Source organism: Streptomyces sp. NPDC058955, assembly GCF_042741435.1.
GTDB lineage: Bacteria > Actinomycetota > Actinomycetes > Streptomycetales > Streptomycetaceae > Streptomyces.
In genome coordinates, this window is sequence record NZ_JBHYKM010000052.1 from 1 (window position 1) to 18,323 (window position 18,323).

Consider the following 18,323-nt stretch of genomic DNA (forward strand, 5'->3'; position numbering starts at 1 on the left):
ACACACTATTAATGGGGCGCTGTGGTGTGCGGGGGGCGGGGGGGCTGGGGGGTCGGGCGACACCACGTGGGGGCGCCCGGGTCCCCCCCCCGGGGGTCCCTCCGCCGTCTGCTCGTCGTCTGCCGCTGCGGCTACAGCTCGCGGTGGAGCTTGGTGTTGGACGCCTGGGCGCGGGGGCGGACCACCAGGAGGTCGATGTTGACGTGCGGGGGGCGGGTGCAGGCCCAGGTGATGGTGTCGGCCACGTCGTCGGCGGTGAGGGGCTCGGCCACACCGGCGTAGACGGCGGCGGCGCGCTCGGTGTCGCCGTGGAAGCGGGTGGTGGCGAACTCCTCGGTCTTGACCAGGCCGGGGGCGATCTCGATGACGCGGACCGGGGTGCCGACGATCTCCAGGCGGAGGGTCTCGGCGAGGACGCGGGCGCCGTTCTTGGCGGCGACGTAGCCGGCGCCGCCCTCGTAGGTGGCGTGGCCGGCGGTGGAGGAGAGGACGACGACGGTGCCGTCGCCGCTCGCGGTGAGCGCGGGCAGCAGGGCCTGGGTCATGTGGAGGGTGCCGAGGACGTTGACGTCGTACATGCGGCGCCATTCCTCGGGGTCGGCGGTGGCGACGGAGTCGAGGCCGAGGGCGCCGCCGGCGTTGTTGACGAGGACGGCGAGGGTGCGGAAGGCGGTGGCGAACTCGTCGACGGCGGCGCGGTCCGTGACGTCGAGGGCGTAGGCGGTGGCCTGGTGGCCGGCCTCGGTGATCTCGGCGGCGAGGGCCTCGATGCGGTCCTTGCGCCGGGCGGTGAGGACCACGCGGTAGCCGGCGGCGGCCAGCTGCCGGGCCGTGGCGGCGCCGATGCCGCTGCTCGCTCCGGTGATGACGGCGATGGGGGCGGACATGGCGGAGGCTCCTCGCACAGGTGGTCGGTCGTGGTGGTGGTCAGGATAGGCGGCGGCGTGGGGGCCGCGGGGGACACGCGGGCTGACGGATTGTCAGAAAATGGGATGGTATCCGGCTATTTTTGGCTTATGCGTGTGATCTCTAAGGGTGTGCTCGGGGCCGCGCTCGCGGCGCTCGTGGTGCTGGGTGCCGGGACGGCCGCCGGGGCGGCCGGAGGCGTGGGCGACGGCGCGGCCGGCGGTGCGGCCCGCGGTGCCGGTGGTGAGGTGGGCGGTGAGGTGGCCGGGGCCGAGGCGGATCTGGCTCATCACGGTCATGTGTCCCTGTGGGACGGGCGGGTCGGGGTGTGGCTGGTGACCGAGAACCACGGGCCGTCCGACGTCGTGGACGCCACCGTCCGGCTGGCCTTCTCCACCCCCATGGTGGGCGGCCAGGAGCTGCCGCCGGGCTGCCTGTGGAGCAGTTCCCGGGTGGTGTCCTGCCGGACGGGGGCGCTGCCGGACGGGGGCGCGGCCGGTGAGCTGGCGCTGGATCTGAGGGCGGTGGGCCGGCCGCAGGAGCTGACGGTGGACGTGAGCACGGCCTGGCGGGCCGACGGGGTCGACCGGAACTCCCTCAACGACCGGCACCGGGTGCTGGTGCTCGCGACCGGGGACCCGTACGTGTTCTGAGGCTCCCGGGAGGTCATCGGCTGGTCCAGAGCACGTACCCGTCGGGGCGGACGAGGGCCGTGGTGCGGCGCGCGGGGTCCTTCCAAGTGGCCCGGACGACGCGGGCGGCGCTGGTCGGGGCGAGGGGCGGCAGGGCCGGGGCGGCGCCCTCGGGGGCGACGAGGACGAACTCGCCCGCGCGCAGCAGTTCGTGCAGCCGGCCCTCGCGCAGCGGTACGTCGGGGGCGCGGCGGCCCGAGGCGCGCCCGGCGCCCGGGGCGGGGGCGTAGGCGATGCCGAGGCCGCTGATCATGCCGAGGGCCTTGGCGGAGGCGGGGCGGACGGCGTTGAGGACGGTGGTGGCGACGGCGCGCAGCGCGCGGGTCGCGGGGGTGTGGGCCATGGCGAGGCGGACGAGGGCGCCGCTGCTGCGCAGGACCATGGCGCCGACGGGGTGCCGCTCGGCGTGGTAGCTGTCGAGCAGGGCCTCGGGGTCGGGGGCCTCGCCGCGGTGGACGGCGATGAGCTTCCAGGAGAGGTTGGCGGCGTCCTGGAGGCCGGTGTTCATGCCCTGGCCGCCGGCGGGGGAGTGGACGTGGGCGGCGTCGCCGGCGAGGAAGACCCGGCCGACGCGATAGGCGGGGGCCTGGCGCTCGTCGCTGTGGAAGCGGGAGATCCAGCGGGCGTCGTGCATGCCGTGATCGGTGCCGAGGGCGCGGCGGGCGAGGGCGCGGACCTCGTCGAGGTCGACGGGTTCGCTGTCGGGGACCTGGCGGGTGCGGTCCCAGCCCATGACGCGGTACCAGCCGTCGCCGAAGGGGGCGATGAAGGTGAAGGTGTCGCCGGTGCCGTTGACCGTGAGGGATCCGGCGGGCTCGTCGGTGAGGCGGACGTCGGCGAGGACGATCGAGCGGATGACGCTGGTGCCGGGGAAGGGGAGGCCGAGTGCGGTGCGGACGGTGCTGCGGTGTCCGTCGGTGCCGACGAGGTGGCGGGCGCGGAGGGTGAGGGGGGTGTCGCCGGGGCCGGTGAGCTCGGCGGTGACGCCGTCCGCGTCCTGACGGAGGCCGTTCAGGGCGGTCTCGTGGCGGAAGGTGACGCCGGCGTCGGCGGCGCGCTGCTCCAGGAGGCGTTCCACCTCGTACTGGGGGGTGATGAGGAGGTGGTCGAAGCGGGAGGGGAGGCGGCCCAGGTCGAGGGAGAGGCGGCCGAAGAGCCGCATCCGGGTGAGCGGGGTGCCGGTGGCCTCCAGGGCGTCGGCGAGGCCGCGGGTGTCGAGCAGTTCGAGGGTGCGGGCGTGCACGCCGAAGGCGCGGGTGAGGTTGGAGCGGCCGGCGGGGCGGCGCTCGACGAGGGTGACGTCGAGGCCGGCGGCGGCGAGGTCACCGGCGAGGAGGAGTCCGGTGGGTCCGGCGCCGACGACGATGACGTCGGTGTCGACGGCGGTCTCGCCGGCTTCGTGGGTGCGGTGTCCGGTGGTGCTCATGGCTGGCCCTCCGATCGGTCAACGCTTGTTGGCCTACGCTTGTTGGCAACATTAGGGCCCCTCGCCGCGACATGTCAACACCTGTTGGCCTACAGTTGTGGGCATGACGACCGCACGCCGCTCCGACGCCACTCGGGCCGCGATCCTGGAGGCCGCCCGCGAGCGCTTCGCCGCCGACGGGTACGAGCGCGCCACGATCCGGGCCATCGCCCGCGACGCCGGGATCGACCCCTCGATGGTCATGCGCTACTACGGGAACAAGGAGGGGCTCTTCGCCGCCGCCTCCGAGATCGACCTGGCCCTGCCCGCCCTGGGCGCACTGCCCTCCCGGCACATCGGGGCCGTACTGGTGAACCACTTCCTCGACCGCTGGGAACGCGACGACGTGCTCACCGGCCTGCTCAGGGTCGGCGTCACCAACGAGGCGGGCGCCGCCCGCATGCAGGCCATCTTCGGGTCGCAGCTCGGGCCGATCGCCCTCGGCGTCTGCCCGAAGCCCGAGGAGGCCCCCGCCCGGGCCGCGCTCGTCGCCTCCCAGATCCTCGGCATGGCGCTCGCCCGCTATGTGCTCCGGCTGCCGCCGGCCGCCGCGATGAGCAGGGACGAGCTGGTGGCCTGGCTGGCGCCGACCGTCCAGCGGTACCTCACCGCCGAGACCCCCTGACCGGGGGCGCGGCCGTGTTACCGGGCGGCGGCGCCGAACTCGCGGACCGCCTCCTCGACGATCGCCTCCAGGCGGGCGTGGTGCGCGCCCCGCCAGTAGACCCGGTCGCACTCCTGGCACCGCGCGAAGACGTCGTACGTCTTCTCGGTGCCGCGCTCCAGGCGCTCGCGCACCTCCTCCTTGCCGGTGTCCGTCAGGAGACCGTTGCAGGCGGTGCAGCGGGTCCACGGCGCCAGCCGCGGGGCGAAGCGCTCCAGGACGTCGCGGAGCTGGTCGTCGGGCCGGTCGCTGTACACGTACGCCCCCGCCCACAGCTCGCGGCGGCGCAGCAGACCCCGGTCGCGGGAGAGCATGACCCGCCGCTCCCGGGCGGAGAGCGCGGCGAGCGCCGGGTCGCCGATGTCCTCGTTCTCGTACGCGGCGTCCACGCCCAGCAGCCGGAGCCGCCGGGCCAGCGTGCCCAGGTGCACGTCGAGCAGGAACCGGAGGGGCGCGCCGGGCACCGGCTGCGGCCGGGTGACGTCCTCGACCTCGACGGTCTCGCCGGCCGCCGGCACGTGCGCGGGCGGCACCGGGCGGCCGTCGACCAGGAGCCGGCCGGCCTCGGTGAGCGGGACGCCGAGGGACTCGACGACATGGCCCAGCGAGGACACCCCGTCGGTGGTCACGGCGGTACGCCCCGAGCGCCGGTCGGCGGCGACGAAGACGGCCAGGCCGGGGGCAAAACTGATCTGGATCTCCGGTCCGTTCACGGGGACAGGATCGCACCGGGGCGTGACGGCGGGCCAGGCATTTCCGGTCGTGGCGCGGTGCGGAGCGGCCGGCGCTGGGGGCGCGGACGCGGCTGGGCTACCGTCCCCGCATGAAGATCATCGACCTCGAGCCCGGCGACCCCCGTCTGGAGAGCGATCTCCTCCCGGTCCTCGTCGAACTGCGACCGCACCTCACCCCGGCCCTGTTCCGGGACGTGTACGCCCGCGGCCACGCGCAGGGCCTGCGCTTCTCGGCCGCCTACGGCGACGACGGCCGGTGCGTCGGCGCGGCCGGCTGGCGCCTCGTCTTCAACACCAGCTCGCTCAGCAAGCTGTACGTCGACGACCTGGTGACGGCCTCGGACGTCCGCTCCACCGGCGTCGGCCACGCGCTCCTCGCCCACCTGGAGGAGCACGCCCGCGCGGCCGGCTGCCACGAGCTGAACCTCGACTCCGGCACCCACCGCACCGGCGCCCACCGCTTCTACCTGCGGGAACGGTTCGATATCGCGGCCTTCCACTTCATCCGGCCGCTCACCGGTCCGCAGTAACCCCCAGGTCGAGCCGCCAGTCGTTGCAGCGCATCGTGTGGCCCGGCGGGTACTCGAAGTCCTGCTCGCCGAGCAGGTCGAACCCCGCCTTGCGGCACACGGCGTTCGACGCGGCGTTCTCGACCGACGGGAAGGCGTGCAGATGGCGGTGGAGGCCCGCGGCCCGGGCCTGCTCCGCCACCGCGCGCGTGGCCAGGGTCGCGACGCCGCGGCCCTGGAAACCGGGCAGGACCGTCCAGCCCGTCTCGTATATCGCCTCGCCGTGCGCCGCGCTCGCCCAGTAGCCGATGCTGCCCGCGACACGCTCCTCGGGCAGCAGCACGATCCGGAACATCCGGCCCCTGCCCGTGGTGTCGGAGCTCAGGTCCACGTACCGCCGGTGGCGGCTGTCCAGCTGCTCCTCGGTCTCCTGGCCGCCCAGGTGCTCCATCAGCTCCGGCGCGTTCAGCGCGCGCAGCAGTCCGGCGTCCTCCTCGGACCAGGCTTCGAGGCGTACGGAGGTCTCGCGTGGGTCGGTCATGCGCTGACCGTACGTCACGGCACTGACAGGCCCCGGGCGTACGCGGTCGGGGAGAGGCCGAGGGTGGCGGTGAAGTCCCGGACGAGATGGGCCTGGTCGCTGTAGCCGAGTTCGGCGGCGAGCCCCGCCCAGTCGGGTGCGGCACCCGCCTCGGCCCGCTCCAGGGCCTCGTGGAGGCGGTAGCGCAGGATCACCCACTTCGGGCCGACGCCGACGTGGGAGGCGAAGAGGCGCTGGAGCGAGCGGGACGAGAGGCCGGACAGCCGGGCGAGCCGGTCCACCCGCAGCACCGTGCGGTCGGCGCGGACCAGCTCCACCAGCTCCATCGCCTGGTCGGCGGCGGGGTCCGGGGCGGGGCCGTGGGCGAGCAGGAAGGCGTCGAGCGCCGCCACGATCGCGTGGTCGTCGTCGGGTGAAAGGACGGGAGGAAGGACGGGGGAGAGGGTGGGAGAGGGGACGGGGGAGGGGACGGCGGGGAGGGCCGCGGAGAGCGCGGCTTCGCCTGCGGTTGCCCGTGTGCCCGGGAACGCCTCGTGCAGCGGGACCCGGCGGCCCGTCCAGGCCGAGACCGGCCACGCCGGGGCGAAGGGGCGGAAGCCGCCGGGCCGGAACTGCACCCCGCGGACCCGTCCCTCCCCTTCGAGCCGTTTCGTGAAGAGCCCCTGCCCGACCCCGGAGACCTCGGCCGTCGGGCGGCCGGCCCGGGGCCCGGCGCCGAGCGGGCCGTCGTGCTGGAAGACGGCGTTGACCGACGGGTGCGGGAGGACGTGGGTGGTGTACGGCTCCGGCAGCGCCCAGTCGATCAGCCAGTAGTGCTCCAGGTACGGGCGCAGCTCCGGTGCGGGGAGATGCCGGCGGAAGCGGACCCGGGAGAGCAGTTCGGCGGGGGCGACGATGCCCCGGGTGTCCCGGCGCGGAGCGGGGTCGGGCATGGCCCCGATCCTAGGCACCCCGGTCTCTCCGGGCAGCCGGACGAGCTTTGGCCCGAGCGGCTCCTAGGGGTCGGGATCCGGGGCGGGTCGGGGGTGTGGCGCGTTTCTTCAAGACCGGGCCGGGGATTTTTCCTAGCGTCGGGTCCATGACGAACGACGACACGCACCTTGCCTTCGAGAACAGTGAAGTGGCCGGGACGGGCGGAGGCCCGCGCGGCGCGCTGCTCCGCGCCCCCCCCCCGCGGGCCCGCCCCCGGGTCGCGGCCCCCCACCCCGCCGCCCGCCGCGCGGCCACGCCAGCCGCCGCCACGCACCTTGCCTTCGCGACCAGTGATGGGGCGGGGAGGGGGGGTGGCCCGCTGGGCGCTCTGCTCCGCGCCGCCGCCGCGGGGGCCGTCCCGCTGGTCGCGGCCACGGACGACTCCGCGCTCGGCTCGTCCACGCCCTGCTCGGAGTACGACGTGCGCGATCTGCTGAACCACCTGTTCGCGGTCGTCGTGCAGTTCCAGGCGCTTGCGGCGAAGGGGGGGGCGGACTTCTCCACGACCCCGGACCGGCTCGCGGAGCCGGACTGGCGGGAGCGCTTCGCGGTGGAGACCGGGAAGCTGGTCGAGGCGTGGGCGGCGCCGGGGGCCGAGGAGGGGACCTCGGGGGCGATGGGGATGCCGGCCAGGACGGTCGGTGCGATGGCGCTGCTCGATCTCACCGTGCACGCGTGGGATCTGGCGCGGGCGACCGGGCGGGAGTTCGAGCCCGATCCGGAGGTGGTGGCGGGGCTGGTGGACGAGGTGGAGGAGATGGCGCCGATGGCCCGGAAGATGAACGTGTTCGGGGACGCGGTCGAGCTGCAGGCCGGGGCGAGCGTCTTCGAGCGGCTGCTCGCGACGACGGGCCGCGACCCGCGGGTCCGTCCGACGGACTGACGCCCACCCGGACCCGTCCGTCAGCGCAGGCGGCCGGTGGAGGTCAGGGAGAGACGGGAGACGACCTGGCCGAAGGCCAGCTCCTCCGCCGGCGTCAGCGGCACCGACTCCTGCGGGTGCCAGACGCGCTCCATCGGCGTCACCGAGCGGGTCCGGCGGGCGCGGGCGCGCAGGCCCGTCGCCAGCCACACGCCCGTCGCGACGGCGAGCACCGCGAACAGGGTGAGGACACGGGGGTCGGAGAACTGACCGGGCACGGACATGGCGTTCACTCCAGGGCGCGAGGGCCGGCGCGTGGCGCACGCACCGGCAGGCGGCGTGCGGGCACGGCGGCGCAGACGATTCCTCCTGCTTCCTCCCGACCCGTTCAGTTAACACCACCATGGGGGCCTTTCGGCAGGGGGGGGCCGGGACCGAAGTCCCGGACGGCGGGGCGGGCGGTGAGGGCGGGGAGGCCCTCTTGTGCCGGGCCGCGAACCGTTCGAAGGTGGCGGCGGAGGCGGAATTTCCGGCCGGGGAGGGAGCAGCCACATGTCCGGATCGGGTGCGCGCGGATGGGGATTCACGGACGACAGGGGGGTGGAGCTGAGGGCGTCGGGCAGGCCGGCGCGGGTGGTCGCCTATGTGCGGGCGGGGGCGGCCCTGCTGGATCTGGGGGTGACGCCGGTCGCGGTGTACGGCTCCGCGCACGACGGGACGGAGCCGGACCCGGCGAAGGACGGCGGGCTGGCGGCGGCCGGGGTGCCGTATCTGGGGCCGGGGCGGGCGCTGGACGAGGAGCGGCTGCGGGAGCTGCGGCCGGAGCTGGTGGTGGACGTCACCTACGACGGCAAGAGCCCGTACGCCGTGGACGGGGAACTGGCCGAGCGGCTGGGGGTGCCGCTGGCGGCGCTGTCGGTCGGCAACGAGCTGAGCCTGCCGGCGATCATCGGGCGCTTCGGGGAGCTGGGGGCGGCGCTCGGCGCCCCGGACGCCGGGCCGGACGGCGGCGGACTGGCGGAGGCGGAGGCGGCGGTGCGGGCGGCCGCCCGGGCGGCGGGGGCCGGGTTCGGGGTGGTCGCGCTCTCCGGGGCCGGTGACGGGCAGGTGCACCTGGCGCGTCCGGGGGCCTGGCCCGAGCTGGCGCGGCTGGCCGGACTGGGGGTCCGGCTGCTCGACCCGGGGCCGGGGCCGGGCGCGAGCTGGCTGACCACCGGGTGGGAGCGGGCCCTGGAGCTCGCCCCCGCGCTGGTGCTGTACGACAGCAGGGCCCACGCGAGCCGGCCCGAGGGGCCGGAGCGGCTGCCGGCGGGGGCGCGGCTGGTGCCGTGGAACCCGGAGATCCCGCCGAGCCCGGCCGCGTACGCCGGCTTCTTCCGCGCGCTGGCGGCGGGGCTCACCGCCCGGTGGGCGGACTGACGGGCTGACGGGCTGACGGCCCGGTGGTCAGAGCGGGAGGCGGGAGCGGAGGGAGCTGGCGAACTCCTCGGCTCGGGCGAGCTGGGCGCGGAGGTCGGCGACGCGGGCGGCCGCGGCCTCCTCGTAGCGGCGGACGCGGGTGACCAGGGCGTCGCGTTCGGCCGGGTCGAGTTCGCCGTCCGTGCCGGGGAGGTCGGCGGCGAGGCGGTCGACCGAGGTGAGGAGTTCGCGGGTCTCGTCGAGGCCGAAGCCGAGCGGCTGCATGCGGCGGATCACCATCAGCCGGGCCACGTCGGCGTCCGTGTAGAGGGGGAAGCCGCCGGGCGAGGACGCGGAGGGAACGACGAGTCCGCAGTCCTCGTACTGGCGGATGGTGCGCAGGGGGAGTTCGGTGCGGGCGGCGACCTCGGAGATCTGCATGGGTTCGCCGGTGGCGGCGCGGGCCCCGGGCATGCGGGCCGCGGCCGTCCGCGCTCCAGTGGTGCCAGTCACTCCGGTCACGACGGGTCCTCCTCGTACGGCGCCTCTGTGAACCAACCTCCGTGCATTACATCCGATTCGTCCTAATTTCATGCGCTATGACGGTCGGAAACGCGGAGAGAGCCAGCCGTCAGGGCCAGACCAGGCAGTACGGCTGGTGGCCGGCCTCGTGGAGCCGGACGGAGAAGTCCTGCCACTCGTGGAGGAGCTGGTAGACGTCGAAGGCGTCGCGCGGGCCGCCCCGGTCGGGGACGGTGGACCAGATGAAGGCGGCGGCGCCGACCGACTCCTCGCCGATCGCGCGCAGCGGGTCGACCACGGTCGTGGGGAGCTTCACCACGGCGTAGTCGGGGTGCAGGACGACCAGCTCCAGCGGGGGGACCTTGTGCAGCGGCAGGCCCTGGATGCCGGTGAGGACCATCGCCGCTATCGTCTCGGGCTTGATCTTGGAGAACATGCCGCCCATGCCCAGCTCGTCGCCGCCGAGCTCCTCCGGGCGCATCGAGATCGGGACGCGGGCCGCCGTGGCGCCGTCGGGCGCGCCGAAGTACTTGTACGTCACCGCCAAGCTGCGGCCTCCGAGCGGCGGATCCGCCGGAGGCTGCTCGGGGGACGCCCGATGCTCCGGCGCGGACGGGTCCTCGGCCCGTCGCCGCCGGTGCCTCCCCCGCCGGACAGGCTCCGGACCCAGGTCGTCCGTCCCCTCGCCCGGTCCGCCACCGCGATGCATATCTCCACCCGACTGCTTTTTCTCGGCAACACGACCCCGCCGCGCAACCCGATCATCGTGTCAGTGACCTCCCCCGCGTTCCTGCGGTGAAACACCTGTCCGCAAGAATCGCCGCGGCCTCTGACACCATGGATCGCGTGAGCCAACCCCATGAGGTCCCTGCCGCCACAGTTTCGCAGACGCGGAGGCAGGCCGCCCCGGCGTGATGCACAGGGTGCCCACACCGTCCCTCCGTACCAGACGTCGTACTCGCAGGTCAGGATCACTGTGTCGTATTCATACGAAGCCCCAGTCTCACAGACGCTTTTCGACCGCGCTTCCCTTGTGACGCCCGGCGGCGTGAACTCACCGGTGCGGGCCTTCCGGGCCGTGGGCGGTACGCCCCGGTTCATGGTGTCCGGCACCGGTCCGTACCTCACGGATGCGGACGGTCGCGAGTACGTCGACCTCGTCTGCTCGTGGGGACCGATGATTCTCGGCCACGCGCACCCCGAGGTGACCGCCGCCGTGCAGGCCGCGGTGGCCCGCGGCACCTCCTTCGGCACGCCCGGCGAGGGCGAGGTGGCGCTCGCCGAGGAGATCGTGGCCCGCGTCGAACCGGTCGAGCAGGTGCGCCTGGTCTCCTCCGGCACCGAGGCGACGATGTCGGCGATCCGGCTCGCCCGCGGGTTCACCGGGCGCGCGAAGGTCGTCAAGTTCGCCGGCTGCTACCACGGGCACGTGGACGCGCTGCTCGCCGCCGCCGGCTCCGGCGTCGCCACCCTCGGCCTGCCCGACACGCCCGGCGTGACCGGCGCGCAGGCCGGCGACACGATCGTGCTGCCGTACAACGACCTGGAGGCCGTGCGGGCCGCGTTCGCCGCGCACCCGGGCGAGATCGCCTGTGTGATCACCGAGGCGTCGCCGGGCAACATGGGCGTCGTCCCGCCGCTGCCGGGCTTCAACCAGGGCCTCGCGGACCTGTGCCGGGAGAACGGCGCGCTGTACATCTCCGACGAGGTCATGACCGGCTTCCGGACGAGCCGGGCCGGCTGGTACGGCGTGGACGGCGTCACGCCCGACCTGCTGACCTTCGGCAAGGTCATGGGCGGCGGCTTCCCGGCCGCGGCCTTCGGCGGCCGCGCCGACGTCATGGGCCACCTCGCCCCGGCCGGCCCGGTCTACCAGGCGGGCACCCTCTCCGGAAACCCGATCGCCACCGCCGCCGGGCTCGCGCAGTTGCGGCTGCTGGACGACGCCGCGTACGCGAAGGTGAACGCGGTCTCGAAGGAGATCCAGGGGCTCGTCACGGCCGCCCTGACGAAGGAGGGCGTGGCGCACCGGCTGCAGACCGCGTCCAACATGTTCTCGGTCTTCTTCACCGCCGACGAGGTGCGGAACTACGACGAGGCGAAGCAGCAGGAGGCGTTCCGCTTCAACGCCTTCTTCCACTCGATGCTCGCGGACGGCGTCTACCTGCCGCCGTCGGCCTTCGAGTCGTGGTTCGTCTCGGCCGCCCACGACGAGCGCGCGGTCGAGCGCATCGCCGCCGCGCTGCCCGCCGCCGCCCGCGCCGCCGCGGAGGCGACGGCATGAGCGACGACACGAAGAACCCCGAGGACATCACCGTCGTCCACCTGATGCGCCACGGCGAGGTGCACAACCCGGACGGCGTGCTGTACGGGCGCCGCCCCGGCTACCACCTCTCCGAGCTGGGTCGGCAGATGGCGGACCGGGTGGCCGAGTCGCTGGCCGGGCGGGACGTCACGTACGTCGTCGCCTCCCCGCTGGAGCGGGCGCAGGAGACGGCCACGCCGATCGCCAAGTCGCACGGGCTCGACCTGGCCACCGACCCGCGGCTGATCGAGGCGGCGAACGTCTTCGAGGGCAAGACCTTCGGCGTCGGCGACGGGGCGCTGCGCCGCCCGGCGAACTGGAAGCACCTCACCAACCCGTTCCAGCCGTCCTGGGGCGAGCCGTACATCGAGCAGGTCGTCCGGATGATGGGGGCGCTGGACGCGGCGAAGGACGCGGCGCGCGGCCACGAGGCGGTGCTGGTCAGCCACCAGCTGCCGATCTGGATCGTCCGGTCCTTCGTGGAGCGGCGCCGGCTGTGGCACGACCCGCGGCGCCGGCAGTGCACGCTGGCCTCGCTGACCTCGTTCACGTACAAGGGCGACCGGATCGTCTCGGTCGGGTACAGCGAGCCGGCGATCGACCTGGTGCCGGTGCACCTGCGGGCCGGTGCCAAGCCGGTGAAGGGCAAGCAGAAGGCGTTCGGGGCGTAGTTCCCCGTCCCGTCACCCGCACCCCCTGGACAGGAGGCGCTTGACGGGACATCGTCAGGGCGGTCGGAGGGAGGTTCCTCTCCGACCGCCCTGAAACTTTTGTGCGAGTGACCGGAACCTCCGTGTTCCTCCCTGCATCTCACTCATTGTCGGTTTGGATGATGTTTCGGGTCATACAACAGCGCGAATGGGGATGACATGCGCGGGATCAGTCGAAGGGGCCTTCTCGGGGCGGGTGTCGGAGCGGCGGCGGCGCTCGGGATCGCCGGGTGCAGCGACAAGGGACAGGACGGCGCCGGCAGTTCCGGACCGGACAAGGGGGGCTCCCCCTCGGCCGACGGCGACCCCACGACGCCCGCCCCGACCAAGGACGACGTCCGTCTCATCGGCGACGGTTCCACCGCGGACACCGGCAAGCAGCCGCACCAGCCCGACACCCCCGTCCCGCTCGAACCGGGCCAGACCCCGCCGCAGTTCGTGGTCTTCTCCTGGGACGGCGCCGGCGAGGTCGGCAACGGCCTCTTCCCCCGCTTCCTCGAACTGGCCCGCAACCACGACGCGGCCATGACCTTCTTCCTCTCCGGCATCTACCTGCTGCCCGAGTCGAAGAAGAGCCTCTACCGCCCGCCGAACAACCCCGTCGGCGCCTCCGACATCGGCTACCTCACCGACGCCCACATCAAGGACACCCTGAAGTACGTCCGCGAGGCCTGGCTCGACGGGCACGAGATCGGCACCCACTTCAACGGGCACTTCTGCGGCGGCTCCGGCTCCGTCGGGAACTGGACCCCCGCCCAGTGGCAGAACGAGATCGACCAGGCGACGAAGTTCGTCACCGAGTGGAAGACCAACAGCGGCTGGACCGACCTCGACCCGCTGCCCTTCGACTACTCCAAGGAGCTCGTCGGCGGCCGCACCCCCTGCCTCCTCGGCCAGGACAACCTGCTGCCCACCGCCAAGCGCCTCGGCTGGCGCTACGACGCCAGCTCGCCCGGCGGCCGCCAGACCTGGCCCGTCAAGCGCAAGGGCATCTGGGACTTCCCGCTCCAGGCCGTGCCCTTCCCCGGGCACTCCTTCGAGGTCCTGTCCATGGACTACAACATGCTCGCCAACCAGTCGAAGAACTCGACCAAGGGCATGCCCTCCCGCTATCCCGGCTGGCGCAAGCAGGCCACCGACGCGCTGATCGGCGGCTTCACGCGCGCCTACGAGACGAACCGCGCCCCCTTCTTCGTCGGCAACCACTTCGAGCAGTGGAACGGCGGCATCTACATGGACGCCGTCGAGGACGCCCTCAAGGCGATGGCCGGCAAGAAGGACGTCCGGCTGGTCTCCTTCCGCCAGTTCACCGACTGGATGGACGCCCAGGACCCGGCGATCCTCGACCGGCTCCGCGGCCTCGACGTCGGCCAGAAGCCGGCCGGCGGCTGGAGCGCCTACCTCAAGGCCGCTTAGCCGATCTTGACAAGGGGCGTTCCGGGCACGTAGGGGGGTGCCCAAGATCCCCCAAACGCCCATGCGAAACTTTTCACATGAGCCTTAGCCGTGGCCTCCACCATGCCCCCCGACGCGCCCTCGTCGCCGTCGGCGTGCTGTCCGCCGCCCTCGCGCTCTCCGCCTGCGGCGGCGACGGCAACGGCACCTCCGGCGGCGGGAACACCAACTACGTCACCAGCAAGGGCGGCATCTCCACCGTCCCCAAGGGCGAGCGCGCCGACATCAACACGATCGCCGGCGAGACGCTGGAGGGCGAGAAGCTCGACGTCGCCGACCTCAAGGGCAAGGTCGTCGTCCTCAACGCCTGGGGCTCCTGGTGCGGCCCCTGCCGCGCCGAGGCCCCGCACTTCGCCAAGGCCGCCAACGACCTGAAGGGCGAGGACGTCGCCTTCGTCGGCCTCAACACCCGCGACGCCAACAAGCAGCAGGCGCTCGCCTTCGAGGCCGACTACGAGGTCCCGTACCCGAGCCTCTACGACCCCAAGGGCAAGCTCATCCTCTTCGGCTTCCCCAAGGGCACCCTCAGTCTCCAGGGCATCCCCTCCACCGTCGTCCTCGACAAGGAGGGCAAGATCGCCGCCCGCGCGCTCATGGCCGTCGACGAGACCAAGCTGCGGTCCATGATCGACCCGCTCCTCAAGGAGAAGTGACAGCCGGTGAACGAGACCGTCACCAGCGGAGCCCTCCTCCTCGCCGTCCCCATCGCCGTCCTGGCCGGCCTGGTCTCCTTCTTCTCCCCCTGCGTGCTCCCGCTCGTCCCCGGCTACCTGTCGTACGTCACCGGCGTCTCCGGCACCGACCTGGCCGACCAGCGCCGCGGCCGGATGGCCGCGGGAGCCCTCCTCTTCGTCGCCGGCTTCACCGCCGTCTTCGTCTCCGGCGGCGCCCTCTTCGGCTACTTCGGCTCCACGCTCCAGGCGTACAGCTCCACGCTGAGCACCGTCCTCGGCGTCTTCATGATCCTCATGGGGCTGTTCTTCGCCGGTCTGATGCCCTGGTTCACCCAGCGCGAGTTCCGCTTCCACAAGAAGCCCGTCGCCGGCCTCGTCGGCGCGCCCGTCCTCGGCGCGCTCTTCGGCATCGGCTGGACGCCGTGCATCGGCCCGACGCTCGGCTCCGTCAACGCGCTCGCCCTCGACCAGGCCAGCGCCGGACGCGGCGCCCTCCTGGCCCTCGCGTACTGCCTCGGCCTCGGCGTCCCCTTCGTCCTCGCCGCCATCGCCTTCCGCAAGGCCCTCGGCGCCTTCGGCTGGGTCAAGAAGCACTACGTGTGGGTGATGAGGATCGGCGGCGGCATGATGATCGTCACCGGTGTCCTCCTCCTCACAGGCGTCTGGGACAGCATGGTCTCCACGATGCAGGGCTGGTCCAGCGGTTTCACGGTGGGAATCTGATCCATGAGCAAGACCGACACGACCGACACGACCGACACGACGGACACGACGGACGCGAACCGCGCGGCCGGTGACGAGGCCGCGGGCGCGGACCTCTCCACCGCGCCCCAGGAGGAGACCATCGGCGGCCCCACCCTCGGGGTCGTCGGCTGGATCCGCTGGTTCTGGCGCCAGCTCACCTCCATGCGGGTGGCGCTGATCCTGCTCTTCCTGCTCTCCCTCGGCGCCGTCCCCGGCTCCCTCATCCCGCAGAACAGCGCGGACGAGCTGAAGGTCGCCGACTTCAAGAAGGCGCACGAGACCCTCAGCCCGCTCTACGAGAAGCTCCAGCTCTTCGACGTCTACAGCTCGGTGTGGTTCTCCGCGATCTACATCCTGCTCTTCGTCTCCCTCATCGGCTGCATCGTCCCGCGCACCTGGCAGTTCGTCGGCCAGCTCCGCGGCCTGCCGCCGGGCGCCCCCAAGCGGCTCACCCGCCTCCCGGCGTACACGACCTGGCGCACCGAGGCCGACCCGGAGGAGGTCCGCGCGGCCGCCCTCGCCGTCCTCAAGGGCCGCCGCTTCCGGGCCCGTACCGCCGGGGACGCCGTCGCCGCGGAGAAGGGCTACCTCCGCGAGGCCGGCAACCTGCTCTTCCACCTCGCGCTCATCGTGATGCTGATCGCCTTCGCCTGGGGCCAGCTCTTCAAGTCCGAGGGCGGCAAGCTGGTCGTCGAGGGCGACGGCTTCTCCAACACGCTCACCCAGTACGACGACTTCAAGTCCGGCTCCCAGTTCGGCGTCGACGAGCTGGAACCGTTCAGCTTCACCCTGGACACCTTCACCGGCACGTACGAGAAGAGCGGCCCGCAGCGCGGCACCCCCCGCACCTTCGAGGCGGCCGTCACCTACACCGAGGCCGACGGCAAGGACAAGAAGGCGGTCGTCCGGGTCAACGAGCCGCTGGAGATCGGCGACTCCAAGGTCTACCTGATCGCCCACGGCTACGCGCCCGTCGTCACCGTCAAGGACGGCCGGGGCAAGACCGTCTTCCACGGCGCCGTCCCGCTGCTGCCGATCGACAACAACATCACCTCCACCGGCGCGATCAAGGTGATGGACGGCTACCGGAACAAGAAGGGCGAGAAGGAGCAGCTCGGCTTCAAGGCCTTCTTCGTGCCGACCTTCGCGGGCGCCGGGCAGGGCAGCATGTTCTCCCAGTTCCCCGCCCTCGACTTCCCCGTGATGGCCCTCACCGGCTACCACGGCAGCCTGGGCGTCGACTCCGGTCTGCCGCAGAACGTGTACCAGCTCGACACCACCAAGCTGACCCAGTTCAAGATCGACGAGGGCACGGGGGTCGCCCAGCGGCTGCTGCCCGGCAAGACGATGACCCTGCCCGACGGCGCCGGCTCGATCACCTTCGAGAAGGACATCAAGGAGTGGGCGTCCTTCCAGGTCTCGCAGCAGCCGGGCAACGGCCTCGCCCTCACCGGCGCGGTCGCCGCGATCGCCGGTCTCACCGGCTCGCTCTTCATCCAGCGGCGCCGGATCTGGATCCGCGCCGTCCGCGGCGAGGACGGCACGACCGTCGTCGAGATGGCGGGCCTCGGCCGCAGCGAGTCCGCCAAGCTGCCCGAGGAGCTCGCCGATCTCGCGGTCGTGCTCACCGACCAGGCGCCGCCGGCGCCCGAACCCGCCGCACCGGAATCCGCCGCACCGGAACCTGCCGAGGCCGAAGCCGACGCAGACGCATCAGAAGGGGTCGAGAAGTGATCCTCGCCGCCGAGACCAACGAGAGCCTGGCGCAGATGAGCAACACGCTCGTCTACTCCTCGATGGCCGTCTACACCCTGGCCTTCCTGGCCCACATCGCCGAGTGGGTCTTCGGCAGCCGCAGCAAGGTCGGCCGCACCGCCGCCGCGCTGACGCAGCCCGGTACCGCGGACGCGAAGGTGACCGTCCAGGTCAAGAAGGCCGGCGGCACCGCCGTCCTGGAGCGGCCGAAGGTCGTCACCCGCTCCGCCGCCGGCACCCGCGACGTCCCCGACGGCCCCGGCGCGGCCGGCGGCACCGTCAAGGGCGACCTCTACGGCCGGATCGCCGTCTCGCTGACCGTCCTCGCCTTCGCCCTGGAGGCGGCCGGCGTGGTCATGCGCGCGATCTCCGTGCAGCGCGCCCCCTGGGGCAACATGTACGAGTTCTCCACCACCTTCTCCACGGTGGCGGTCGGCGTGTACCTGGCCTTCCTGCTCGCCGGGAAGAACGTCCGCTGGATCGGCCTCCCGCTGGTCACCACGGTCCTGCTCGACCTGGGCGTGGCGACCACCCTGCTGTACACCGAGAGCGACCAGCTGGTGCCCGCCCTCGACTCGTACTGGCTGTGGATCCACGTCTCCACCGCGATCTTCTGCGGCGCCGTGCTCTATCTGGGCGCCGTCGCCACCCTGCTGTACCTGTTCCGCGACTCGTACGAGAACAAGCTCGCGAACGGCGGACAGCCCGGCGCCTTCGCCCGCTCCGTCCTGGAGCGGCTGCCCGCCGCCGCCACCCTCGACAAGTTCGCCTACCGCGTCAACGCGGCGATCTTCCCGCTGTGGACCTTCACGATCATCGCGGGCGCCATCTGGGCCGGCGACGCGTGGGGCCGCTACTGGGGCTGGGACGCCAAGGAGGTCTGGTCCTTCATCACGTGGGTCGGGTACGCCGCCTACCTGCACGCGCGGGCGACGGCCGGCTGGAAGGGGCGGAAGGCCGCGTACATCGCGCTCATCGCCTTCGGCTGCTTCCTCTTCAACTACTACGGCGTGAACATCTTCGTCAGCAGCAAGCACTCCTACGCGGGCGTCTGAGCTGGCACGGCCCCCCTCGGGGGGCCACGCTGGAGGTATGAGCGAGATACCCCGGGGCAGGAGCGAGACCCACGACGGCGACACGCACCTGCTGCGGTACGAGATCGAGCTGCCGCACCCGCAGGAGGTCGTCTGGGAGCGGATCGCCTCGCCGGAGGGGCTGCCCTCCTGGCTGTGCGCGGCGGACCCGCTGGAGCCGAGGCTCGGCGGGAAGGTCACGCTCCGCTGGCTGAACGGCGACACGGAGGTCTCCGGGCGGGTCACCGCCTGGGACCCGGACCACGTCGCCGAGTACACGGTCCGGGCCGCCCCCACCCCGCCCACCAGGCGAAGCGGAAAGCACACCCCCCGGCGGCGCAG

Annotated in this window: 21 protein-coding genes; 13 read left to right on the forward strand and 8 right to left on the reverse strand. The window is 72.9% G+C overall.

Going from position 1 to position 18,323, the window contains the following annotated elements:
* Positions 1–131: 131 nt before the first annotated feature.
* Positions 132–887, reverse strand: a complete 756-nt coding sequence (locus ACFW1I_RS20690) for an SDR family NAD(P)-dependent oxidoreductase (protein ID WP_384671918.1) — start codon at positions 885–887, stop codon at positions 132–134.
* Positions 888–1,016: 129 nt separating this feature from the next.
* On the opposite strand from ACFW1I_RS20690, the gene ACFW1I_RS20695 reads away from it, so the two are divergent.
* Complete coding sequence (locus ACFW1I_RS20695) at positions 1,017–1,559, forward strand: hypothetical protein (RefSeq protein ID WP_384671921.1); 543 nt, start codon at positions 1,017–1,019, stop codon at positions 1,557–1,559.
* A gap of 13 nt (positions 1,560–1,572) precedes the next feature.
* Here ACFW1I_RS20695 and ACFW1I_RS20700 read toward each other — a convergent pair whose 3' ends face one another.
* Entirely contained in the window at positions 1,573–3,024 is a 1,452-nt protein-coding gene (locus ACFW1I_RS20700) for an FAD-dependent oxidoreductase (RefSeq protein ID WP_384671923.1), read from the reverse strand.
* 103 nt (positions 3,025–3,127) lie between these two features.
* On the opposite strand from ACFW1I_RS20700, the gene ACFW1I_RS20705 reads away from it, so the two are divergent.
* Entirely contained in the window at positions 3,128–3,688 is a 561-nt protein-coding gene (locus ACFW1I_RS20705; protein ID WP_384671925.1) for a TetR family transcriptional regulator, read from the forward strand.
* Positions 3,689–3,705: 17 nt separating this feature from the next.
* Here ACFW1I_RS20705 and ACFW1I_RS20710 read toward each other — a convergent pair whose 3' ends face one another.
* Entirely contained in the window at positions 3,706–4,440 is a 735-nt protein-coding gene (locus ACFW1I_RS20710) for a Mut7-C RNAse domain-containing protein (protein WP_384671927.1), read from the reverse strand.
* A 110-nt stretch (positions 4,441–4,550) separates the two neighbouring features.
* Between ACFW1I_RS20710 and ACFW1I_RS20715 the strand changes: the two genes are divergently transcribed.
* Complete coding sequence (locus ACFW1I_RS20715) at positions 4,551–4,991, forward strand: GNAT family N-acetyltransferase (protein WP_384671929.1); 441 nt, start codon at positions 4,551–4,553, stop codon at positions 4,989–4,991.
* Here the strand turns inward: ACFW1I_RS20715 and ACFW1I_RS20720 are convergent.
* Both ACFW1I_RS20720 and ACFW1I_RS20725 read right to left on the reverse strand, forming a co-directional pair.
* Positions 4,975–5,511, reverse strand: coding sequence for a GNAT family N-acetyltransferase (locus ACFW1I_RS20720; protein ID WP_384671931.1), 537 nt, complete (start codon positions 5,509–5,511; stop codon positions 4,975–4,977). The two genes, ACFW1I_RS20715 and ACFW1I_RS20720, sit on opposite strands and share 17 nt — an antisense overlap.
* Positions 5,512–5,525: 14 nt before the next feature.
* Entirely contained in the window at positions 5,526–6,443 is a 918-nt protein-coding gene (locus tag ACFW1I_RS20725) for a DUF6597 domain-containing transcriptional factor (RefSeq protein WP_384671934.1), read from the reverse strand.
* Between the two features lie 146 nt (positions 6,444–6,589).
* Here ACFW1I_RS20725 and ACFW1I_RS20730 point away from each other — a divergent pair, with 146 nt between their 5' ends.
* A complete protein-coding gene (locus tag ACFW1I_RS20730; protein ID WP_384671937.1) occupies positions 6,590–7,366 on the forward strand; it encodes a TIGR03086 family metal-binding protein in 777 nt (258 codons plus the stop codon).
* Positions 7,367–7,386: 20 nt separating this feature from the next.
* On the opposite strand, the gene ACFW1I_RS20735 is transcribed toward ACFW1I_RS20730, so the two are convergent.
* Entirely contained in the window at positions 7,387–7,629 is a 243-nt protein-coding gene (locus ACFW1I_RS20735; RefSeq protein WP_384671939.1) for a hypothetical protein, read from the reverse strand.
* 349 nt (positions 7,630–7,978) lie between these two features.
* On the opposite strand from ACFW1I_RS20735, the gene ACFW1I_RS20740 reads away from it, so the two are divergent.
* Complete coding sequence (locus ACFW1I_RS20740; RefSeq protein WP_384672030.1) at positions 7,979–8,764, forward strand: ABC transporter substrate-binding protein; 786 nt, start codon at positions 7,979–7,981, stop codon at positions 8,762–8,764.
* Positions 8,765–8,791: 27 nt separating this feature from the next.
* Here ACFW1I_RS20740 and ACFW1I_RS20745 read toward each other — a convergent pair whose 3' ends face one another.
* The gene (locus tag ACFW1I_RS20745; protein WP_384672032.1) at positions 8,792–9,217 is read right to left on the reverse strand and encodes a MerR family transcriptional regulator; all 426 of its coding nucleotides are present in this window, start codon (positions 9,215–9,217) and stop codon (positions 8,792–8,794) included.
* 157 nt (positions 9,218–9,374) lie between these two features.
* Positions 9,375–9,974 carry a hypothetical protein gene (locus ACFW1I_RS20750; protein WP_384671942.1) on the reverse strand — a complete coding sequence of 200 codons (600 nt, stop codon included), beginning with the start codon at positions 9,972–9,974 and terminating at the stop codon, positions 9,375–9,377.
* A gap of 159 nt (positions 9,975–10,133) precedes the next feature.
* Here ACFW1I_RS20750 and hemL point away from each other — a divergent pair, with 159 nt between their 5' ends.
* The 8 genes from hemL to ACFW1I_RS20790 form a co-directional block, all read left to right on the forward strand.
* The gene (hemL, locus tag ACFW1I_RS20755) at positions 10,134–11,549 is read left to right on the forward strand and encodes a glutamate-1-semialdehyde 2,1-aminomutase (RefSeq protein ID WP_384672034.1); all 1,416 of its coding nucleotides are present in this window, start codon (positions 10,134–10,136) and stop codon (positions 11,547–11,549) included.
* Positions 11,546–12,241, forward strand: coding sequence for a histidine phosphatase family protein (locus ACFW1I_RS20760; RefSeq protein ID WP_384671945.1), 696 nt, complete (start codon positions 11,546–11,548; stop codon positions 12,239–12,241). The genes hemL and ACFW1I_RS20760 overlap by 4 nt, the downstream gene beginning before the upstream one ends.
* A 198-nt stretch (positions 12,242–12,439) precedes the next feature.
* Positions 12,440–13,696, forward strand: a complete 1,257-nt coding sequence (locus ACFW1I_RS20765; RefSeq protein WP_384671948.1) for a hypothetical protein — start codon at positions 12,440–12,442, stop codon at positions 13,694–13,696.
* Positions 13,697–13,773: 77 nt separating this feature from the next.
* The gene (locus ACFW1I_RS20770; RefSeq protein WP_384671950.1) at positions 13,774–14,388 is read left to right on the forward strand and encodes a TlpA family protein disulfide reductase; all 615 of its coding nucleotides are present in this window, start codon (positions 13,774–13,776) and stop codon (positions 14,386–14,388) included.
* A 6-nt stretch (positions 14,389–14,394) separates the two neighbouring features.
* Positions 14,395–15,132 carry a cytochrome c biogenesis CcdA family protein gene (locus tag ACFW1I_RS20775; protein WP_384671953.1) on the forward strand — a complete coding sequence of 246 codons (738 nt, stop codon included), beginning with the start codon at positions 14,395–14,397 and terminating at the stop codon, positions 15,130–15,132.
* A gap of 3 nt (positions 15,133–15,135) precedes the next feature.
* A complete protein-coding gene (locus ACFW1I_RS20780) occupies positions 15,136–16,887 on the forward strand; it encodes a cytochrome c biogenesis protein ResB (RefSeq protein WP_384671956.1) in 1,752 nt (583 codons plus the stop codon).
* Complete coding sequence (gene ccsB / locus ACFW1I_RS20785) at positions 16,884–17,963, forward strand: c-type cytochrome biogenesis protein CcsB (protein WP_384671958.1); 1,080 nt, start codon at positions 16,884–16,886, stop codon at positions 17,961–17,963. Before ACFW1I_RS20780 ends, ccsB begins: the two co-directional genes overlap by 4 nt.
* 37 nt (positions 17,964–18,000) lie before the next feature.
* Positions 18,001–18,323 (forward strand): SRPBCC domain-containing protein (locus tag ACFW1I_RS20790; protein WP_384671962.1); only part of this gene is annotated, 323 nt, incomplete at its 3' end.

Excerpts from the sequence above, each read along its gene's own strand:
- ACFW1I_RS20690 (WP_384671918.1), bottom strand. The coding sequence starts at position 887 with ATGTCCGCCCCCATCGCCGTCATCACCGGAGCGAGCAGCGGCATCGGC.
- ACFW1I_RS20695 (WP_384671921.1), top strand. The coding sequence starts at position 1,017 with ATGCGTGTGATCTCTAAGGGTGTGCTCGGGGCCGCGCTCGCGGCGCTC.
- ACFW1I_RS20700 (WP_384671923.1), bottom strand. The coding sequence starts at position 3,024 with ATGAGCACCACCGGACACCGCACCCACGAAGCCGGCGAGACCGCCGTC.
- ACFW1I_RS20705 (WP_384671925.1), top strand. The coding sequence starts at position 3,128 with ATGACGACCGCACGCCGCTCCGACGCCACTCGGGCCGCGATCCTGGAG.
- ACFW1I_RS20715 (WP_384671929.1), top strand. The coding sequence starts at position 4,551 with ATGAAGATCATCGACCTCGAGCCCGGCGACCCCCGTCTGGAGAGCGAT.
- ACFW1I_RS20720 (WP_384671931.1), bottom strand. The coding sequence starts at position 5,511 with ATGACCGACCCACGCGAGACCTCCGTACGCCTCGAAGCCTGGTCCGAG.
- ACFW1I_RS20725 (WP_384671934.1), bottom strand. The coding sequence starts at position 6,443 with ATGCCCGACCCCGCTCCGCGCCGGGACACCCGGGGCATCGTCGCCCCC.
- ACFW1I_RS20730 (WP_384671937.1), top strand. The coding sequence starts at position 6,590 with ATGACGAACGACGACACGCACCTTGCCTTCGAGAACAGTGAAGTGGCC.
- ACFW1I_RS20735 (WP_384671939.1), bottom strand. The coding sequence starts at position 7,629 with ATGTCCGTGCCCGGTCAGTTCTCCGACCCCCGTGTCCTCACCCTGTTC.
- ACFW1I_RS20745 (WP_384672032.1), bottom strand. The coding sequence starts at position 9,217 with ATGCCCGGGGCCCGCGCCGCCACCGGCGAACCCATGCAGATCTCCGAG.
- ACFW1I_RS20750 (WP_384671942.1), bottom strand. The coding sequence starts at position 9,974 with ATGCATCGCGGTGGCGGACCGGGCGAGGGGACGGACGACCTGGGTCCG.
- ACFW1I_RS20760 (WP_384671945.1), top strand. The coding sequence starts at position 11,546 with ATGAGCGACGACACGAAGAACCCCGAGGACATCACCGTCGTCCACCTG.
- ACFW1I_RS20765 (WP_384671948.1), top strand. The coding sequence starts at position 12,440 with ATGCGCGGGATCAGTCGAAGGGGCCTTCTCGGGGCGGGTGTCGGAGCG.
- ACFW1I_RS20770 (WP_384671950.1), top strand. The coding sequence starts at position 13,774 with ATGAGCCTTAGCCGTGGCCTCCACCATGCCCCCCGACGCGCCCTCGTC.
- ACFW1I_RS20780 (WP_384671956.1), top strand. The coding sequence starts at position 15,136 with ATGAGCAAGACCGACACGACCGACACGACCGACACGACGGACACGACG.